Origin of the sequence: Marinobacter manganoxydans MnI7-9, from assembly GCF_000235625.1 — a bacterium.
Taxonomy (GTDB): domain Bacteria; phylum Pseudomonadota; class Gammaproteobacteria; order Pseudomonadales; family Oleiphilaceae; genus Marinobacter; species Marinobacter manganoxydans.
Genome location: NZ_AGTR01000005.1, coordinates 23,131 through 29,410 on the forward strand (window position 1 = coordinate 23,131; position 6,280 = coordinate 29,410).

Below are 6,280 nucleotides of genomic sequence, written 5' to 3' on the forward strand. Positions count from 1 at the left end.
TTAGTCCTCATCACTGAAGGCAGACCGATGGAACTCAGCTGCCTCTTCGGCCTCCGGCACGCCGATCTCATGAACTTCCGGCACCTCTCCTCCGGCCAGCACTTCGAGCACGGCGTGCACCCCCTTGGACAGCGAACTCAGGCTGTAGCCACCCTCCAGAACCAGCGCTAACCGTCCCTCACAGTGTTTGTCGGCAATCGCCTGAACAATGCCTGTGATTACTTTGAAGCCATCGTAGGTGAGGTTCAGGGCCATGTCGTTTCTGTGCGGATCAAAGCCGGCAGAGACCAGCACCAAATCCGGCTGGAAGTAATCCGCCGCCGGCATCAGGATCTCCCGGAACACTTTCTCAAAGGCAACGTCGCCAGCCGTTTCCGGCAGTGGCACGTTGATGGTGTAGCCCTCCCCCAGCCCATCACCGATCTCTTCCAGGTGACCGGATCCGGGATAGAATGGCGCCGCGCAGTGGGTATCGAAAAACAGGACATCGGGGTCTGCCCAGAAAATGTCCTGGGTACCGTTGCCATGATGGGCATCCCAATCGATGATCAGAATCTTCTCACAGCCGAGTTTGGCCTGGGCATGGGCCGCAGCAATGGCCACATTATTGAGCAGGCAGAATCCCCGTGCCCGAACCGGTTCCGCATGATGGCCGGGCGGGCGGATCAGGGCAAACGCGCTGTCACACTCCCCTTTCACAACGCTTTCAACGGCGGCAATGGCGTTGCCGGCCGCAGCCGTGGCGGCTTTGATGCTGTCGGGTGACACCGCCGTCGTGTCTTTATCAAGCCACGCCCGTTTGCCGTCCAGTGAGAAGATGTGGTCAAGGTAGGAGGTGGTGTGTACCCGTGCCAGCTGATCGTAGGTTGCGGCAGCCGCACCCGATTTGAATTGAGTACCTGCCACAGGGTTTTCATCCAGATACTCCTTGATGGCGCTGATCCGCCCGGGGTGCTCCGGATAGCTCCATTTGAAATCCAAGCCCTGAAGAATGGATCGCACTCGCTTTTCCACCCGGCTGGGCATGAACGGAAGATCCACCTCGGGGTTATGCCCGAGCATGATCTCATCGTAAAACACATTCACACTGCGATCGCCGATCATGGCCTGTTTCCTTTTCTTATCCTTGTGATTCCGCCAGCGCCTGCTTAACCACCGAGGTGAATGCCGCCGCGCGAACCCCAGTCGGTTTGAAACCCAGCTTGGTCCAGGCAGCCTTGGCTTCCTTGTTTGAAGCAGAGTATTCGAGGATCAGCTCCGAGGCGTGATGCTCCTCCGCGAAATTGACAAGATCCCGCAACAGTGCCTTCAGGATACCAAGCCCCCGGAAGTCCGGCTCTACCCAGATATCATCAATAACGCCAGACTTGAATTCTGCCGCTTCCGACTGCTCCCAGATGCCCTGGCTTCTCCAGATATAAACATAACCCATACCCACGAGAGCCGAGTTCTTACTTTCCGCCACAAGCAACAGTTTGTTGGGGTCGTCCAGCGAGGAGTGCAACGTTCGCAGAAGCCGTTTACGCTCGCTTTCCTTGAGCTCATGAGGGGGTGCGCCCGAAACATGCAGGGCCAGTTTGGCGAGGAAGCCCACCATTTCGGCAAGATCCTCTTCGCGGGCCTCTCTGATAATAAATCCACGCTTCGTGTGCTTTCCAGCCACGCGCAACTCCCGTTAGACCGCCGCGTAGAGCAAACCAGTTACAACCAGGAGTGGTCTGCATTTTCGGGTCGTATACATATGAGCCAACCTTCAAAGCTTAGTCGCTGGTTGATCCCGCTACAAAAGCAAAGTCCTTGAAACTGTTCTTGGAATAATTTCGGCTGCAGGTTAGTTTCAACAACAAACCTGATTTGAATTGCACCGGGATTTCTATGAGGCATGCGTACCGGAACCACATCGGTCAAGTGAGCGTCCAGGACGAGAGACGATGAGGAAACTTTTCCTGATTCTTGGCCTCGCGTCGATGATCGCGCTGGTAGCCACTGTCAGCTCACAGCCTATGCTTATTGAAGAGCGGCTGATCCGGATTCAGGCGGAGGATACTCTCCGGGAGTTCCCTCGCATCGAATCGGAGCCACTTGAAGTTCAGGCTGCCTTGCTCGATATGGCGGACGAGGAACTTCTTCTCCTGAAGGCCCGCGCGGCCTATTTGCGATACCCAACGATGACCCGCGAGATCTTTCCGGTTTACGGACCTGAACCGGAATTCCGGGATATTCTCCGGCTGTATGGCGAAAACATTCTTCCGCCGATCCACTATTTCCTGAGCAACCCGATTGGCTCGATCGAGCTGATGAACGATCTTGCCACTCAATACCAGGCGACCGTAGAGTTCTTTACCGGGAGCGGAAAAACAGACACCAATGCAGCCCCCCAGCAAAGCACGCCCAGAAAGGAGAAGCTGACTCGGGAAGAGCGCGGGTGGTACGCCGTGCGATTTATCCAGGAAGAAGGACACGACTTCCTGGGTCAGTTTGTTGTGAACGATCAGGGCGAAATCATCTGGGTTCGAACGGAACGGGTGCTGGAGAACATCAATCAGTTTTTCGCCAGTGGCATTCGCAATCTCGAGATTCAGCACCGCACAGGTGACGATATATCCGCCGCCGATATTGGCTGGGCTTCCGTGGATGTGCTGGTTTTTGCCAGCGCGTTGAAGGTACTTCGGGTAGGACGGGCTGTCGCTGTTTCATCCAGAGGCGCTGCCAGGGGTACCCGGTCCGCAGCACTGGCCGCTCGTCTCACGACTAGCGGGCGCATGTTGATGACGACCGCCCGCTACGCAAAATGGCCCGCCGTGATTGGCGTCGGCTACCTGGTGGTCACACACCCCGGTATCATCAACGACTTCCTGGCAGAGGTAGCGGAAGTGCTGGGCTACCCGGTAAAGCTGGTGCAGTTTCTCGGATGGATTCTGATACTGCTGCCCGCGTTGTACATCGGCAGTTGGGTATTCCGGTTGATTGTACGCCCCGCCCTCGGGTTGCTCGGAACCCTGATTACTGGCCTGTCGCACATTGGCCGGAGAAAATCCCTTAACAGACTGGAGTGATTCAGAGACCGCTATGTCCTTTTCCCGCATCTATGAACAGGCCGTTCTCCAAAAAGGCGGAGAAAGTGAAGTTCGCGCACGGCTGCCCAGAGTGGCTAGCCCTCAAGAACTGGAAGCTCTCGGGGACGATCGATACCTTTCAGAAATCACCCGGTGCATCTTCAAGGCTGGCTTTGTCTGGCGAGTGATCGAAAACAAATGGCCGAAGTTCGAAGAGGCTTTCGAGGGTTTTGTGCCCCTCTACTGGCAGCAGGTTCCTCCCGAGGTCCTTGAGCGGTTGGCGGGTGACGAACGGATCGTCAGGAACGCGCAGAAAATCCAGACCGTGCCGGAGAATGCGCGGATGATTGTCGACGCCGCCCGGGAGCATGGCAGCTTTGGCAATTTCCTCGCCGATTGGCCCAGCAGTGATCAGGCCGGCCTGCTGATGTGGCTTAAACGCAATGGAGCGAGGCTCGGTGGCAACAGCGCCCAGTACTTTTTGAGGCGAGTGGGTTGGGACGGCTTTATCCTTTCACGGGATGTTGTTGCCGCGCTGCATAGGGAAGAGGTTTTGGATGCCTCACCCACCAGCAAGAAAGGGCTGATGCAGGCGCAGGAAGCGTTTAATCTCTGGCAGGAGGAGAGTGGCCTGCCCTACAGCCACCTCTCGAGAATCCTCTCGTTTACTATCGACTGATCTTGTCACGCGATTCCATTGCCTCTCGTTTATTTAATGATAATTGTTATCATTCGCCTCCGAATTAACAACGAAGGCGTATTTTTGTATGAAAGTCATCCGCTCCCGACGCTGCAGCTCTGCAGCACTGGTTTCACTCCTCGGCGCAAGCTCTCTGGCCATGGCGCAATCGCAAACCGACGACGCGACCACACTCGAAGCTCTCGATGTGGTTTCTGATGCGATTACCGCTCCGGACTATATGCCTCTGGAAAAAACGCCGGCCGTTGGAAAACTGAACGTTCCGGTTGAAGAGCAACCCTATTCGGTCTCAATCGTCGATCGCAGCTTCATCGAAGATTTCGGAGCCAAGAACATACAGGATGCCCTGCTCTACACACCGGGGGTCTACGCAGGCAACTTTGGTTTTGACACCCGAATCGATTCTGCAAAAGTTCGTGGTGTTGATGCCGGGCGCTATCTGGATGGTCTGCGTCAGATCTACGGTTCCTACAACACCGTGCGCACCAATGTGTACGCACTCGAGAGCATCGAAGTGCTCAAGGGCCCCTCGTCCATGCTTTATGGACAGAGTGACCTGGGCGGCATCATCAATGGGGTATCCAAGCTCCCGGAAGAGGAACAGGGCGGCGAGATCTGGGCCCAGTACGGCACGTTTAATCGTAAGCAGCTGGCCGTGGATGTAACCGGCCCCGTCAACGAGAGCGGTGATTTGCTGTACCGTTTTATCGCACTGGGACGCGATAGTGACACCCAGGTGGATTATGTGGAAGACGATGGCTACGTGCTCGCCCCTTCCCTGACCTGGCGCGCAACCGATGACACAAGCGTTACCCTGCTCCTCAACCGCCAGGAGAACAAAGGCCAGGTATCCGCTCAGTTCCTGCCACAGGCCGGCACCCTGGAGCCAGGATCGCAAGGGTTTATCGGCTCTGAGCGATTCGTTGGGGAGCCAGGATGGGATCGTTATGATCGGGAGAAGACCGAAGCTACCCTGTTTGTTGATCATCAACTGAATACCAACTGGGCGCTTTCCGCCACTGCTCGCTACAGCCGCTCCAGTACCGAAAACCGCGAACACTGGATAACCATTCCAAGCGTTCCCGACGCCAATGGCGAAGTGCCGCGTACCATTTACACGGCAGATGCTGAAACCCGCATTTTCAACATGGACGCTCGCCTTGAGGGTGATGTTGAGCTGGGCATGACCCGCCATCGTCTGATTATCGGCGCCGACCGCCAGGACGCGCTCTGGAAACAGGACAATTACTTTTACGGTTATGGCCTGGGTGGCACCTTCGATGTATATGATCCACAGTACGGCAACCTGAACGACGGTGCCATCAATCCGACCGACCGGCCGGACAACGAGATTGAGCAAATCGGCCTCTACATTGCCGATCACATCGAGATCGGCAACGTCGTCGTGTCGGCCGGCCTTCGCCACGACTGGGCCGAGAACCGCCGCCTGGCCGTCTCCGGATCAGATACCGTCAGCGACGAGGAGGCCACCACTGGTCGGGCGGGCTTGATGTACCGATTCGAAAACGGGATCTCCCCATACATCAGCTACGCTGAAGCCTTCAGCATGAACCTCGGTACCGATGGCACCGCCGCGGCCAACACACTGGAACCCACCACCGGCGACCAACAGGAAGCGGGCGTGAAGTACGTGTCCCAGGACCAGTCCCTTGGCATTACTGCAGCCTACTTCGATATTACCCAGGAGAACCGGATCAGCGACGGCAGCACCCCCGGAGGTGTTGAGCAGACCGGCGCGGTGATCGACGGCTGGGAGCTGCAGGTGAACAAGCGGTGGCAGCGTTTCGAAACCCAACTGGCCTACACCGATCTGAATGCCAGGGATGACGCCTCTGGCAACCGGCTCCCCTATGTGGCCGAGCGTCAGGCTTCCTGGTGGAACCAGCTCTACATCGCCAACAACTGGCGGGTCGGTGCCGGGGTGCGCTACGTGGGTGACAACGTTGGCTCAGGAGGCGGGCCCGTCGTTCCTTCCGTTACCCTCTACGACGCCATGATTGGCTACACCTGGCAGAACTGGGACTTCACCGTAGATGCCAAAAACCTGGCCGATGACGAGTACATCACCTGGTGCCGCTCCGAAGGCGCAGACTGCGGCTACGGCGAGCGGCGCACTGTGAATGCAAACGCCAAATATCGTTTCTAAAGCTTCATCCTGACGTCTCTGGTCGCCGCAGCCTGAAAACCGCTGCGGCGATCAGCTCTTCTTTTTTTCTTCTTTTGGGCCTTCTCGTACAACTCGCGCAATGCTTTGGGATTCTTTCCTTTACCCGAGCCGTGAGACTCCAGGATACGCGTCCAGATCGCCTGCTTCTGGTCAGGAGAGAGCTGCTTCCACTCCTTTTTTTCTTGCCTGGTTCGGCCACAGGCTTTACAGATGGCCCTCTTGTTAAACTCGCAGACGTCAATGCAGGGCTTCTTGGTGACGGGCTCCATGGACTCTGGCTTCCCCTTTTGCAAAATAAGTGGCTTAGTCCAAGGCTGAGGGCTGCAGCCCCCGGAT

Annotated in this window: 6 protein-coding genes; 3 read left to right on the forward strand and 3 right to left on the reverse strand. The window is 56.8% G+C overall.

Features of this window, described 5'->3' with window-relative positions:
* Entirely contained in the window at positions 1-1,104 is a 1,104-nt protein-coding gene (locus KYE_RS01145) for a histone deacetylase (protein ID WP_008169546.1), read from the reverse strand.
* 16 nt (positions 1,105-1,120) lie between these two features.
* On the reverse strand, positions 1,121-1,663 hold the full coding sequence (locus tag KYE_RS01150) for a GNAT family N-acetyltransferase (protein ID WP_008169548.1): 543 nt from the start codon (positions 1,661-1,663) through the stop codon (positions 1,121-1,123).
* Positions 1,664-1,931: 268 nt separating this feature from the next.
* On the opposite strand from KYE_RS01150, the gene KYE_RS01155 reads away from it, so the two are divergent.
* The 3 genes from KYE_RS01155 (at position 1,932) to KYE_RS01165 (ending at position 5,923) form a co-directional block, all read left to right on the forward strand.
* Positions 1,932-3,056 (forward strand): hypothetical protein, encoded by a 1,125-nt coding sequence (locus tag KYE_RS01155; RefSeq protein WP_008169550.1) that lies wholly within the window; start codon positions 1,932-1,934, stop codon positions 3,054-3,056.
* Positions 3,057-3,069: 13 nt separating this feature from the next.
* Positions 3,070-3,735, forward strand: a complete 666-nt coding sequence (locus KYE_RS01160; RefSeq protein WP_008169552.1) for a DNA-3-methyladenine glycosylase I — start codon at positions 3,070-3,072, stop codon at positions 3,733-3,735.
* A gap of 88 nt (positions 3,736-3,823) precedes the next feature.
* Positions 3,824-5,923, forward strand: a complete 2,100-nt coding sequence (locus KYE_RS01165) for a TonB-dependent siderophore receptor (protein ID WP_008169554.1) — start codon at positions 3,824-3,826, stop codon at positions 5,921-5,923.
* Here the strand turns inward: KYE_RS01165 and KYE_RS01170 are convergent.
* Positions 5,920-6,280, reverse strand: a 361-nt coding sequence (locus KYE_RS01170) for a DUF1289 domain-containing protein (RefSeq protein WP_008169555.1), incomplete at its 5' end; no start/stop codon positions are given. The two genes, KYE_RS01165 and KYE_RS01170, sit on opposite strands and share 4 nt — an antisense overlap.

What these genes read in the sequence shown, in the direction of transcription:
- KYE_RS01165 (WP_008169554.1), top strand. Translation starts at nt 3,824, where the DNA reads ATGAAAGTCATCCGCTCCCGACGCTGCAGCTCTGCAGCACTGGTTTCA.
- KYE_RS01145 (WP_008169546.1), bottom strand. Translation starts at nt 1,104, where the DNA reads ATGATCGGCGATCGCAGTGTGAATGTGTTTTACGATGAGATCATGCTC.
- KYE_RS01160 (WP_008169552.1), top strand. Translation starts at nt 3,070, where the DNA reads ATGTCCTTTTCCCGCATCTATGAACAGGCCGTTCTCCAAAAAGGCGGA.
- KYE_RS01155 (WP_008169550.1), top strand. Translation starts at nt 1,932, where the DNA reads ATGAGGAAACTTTTCCTGATTCTTGGCCTCGCGTCGATGATCGCGCTG.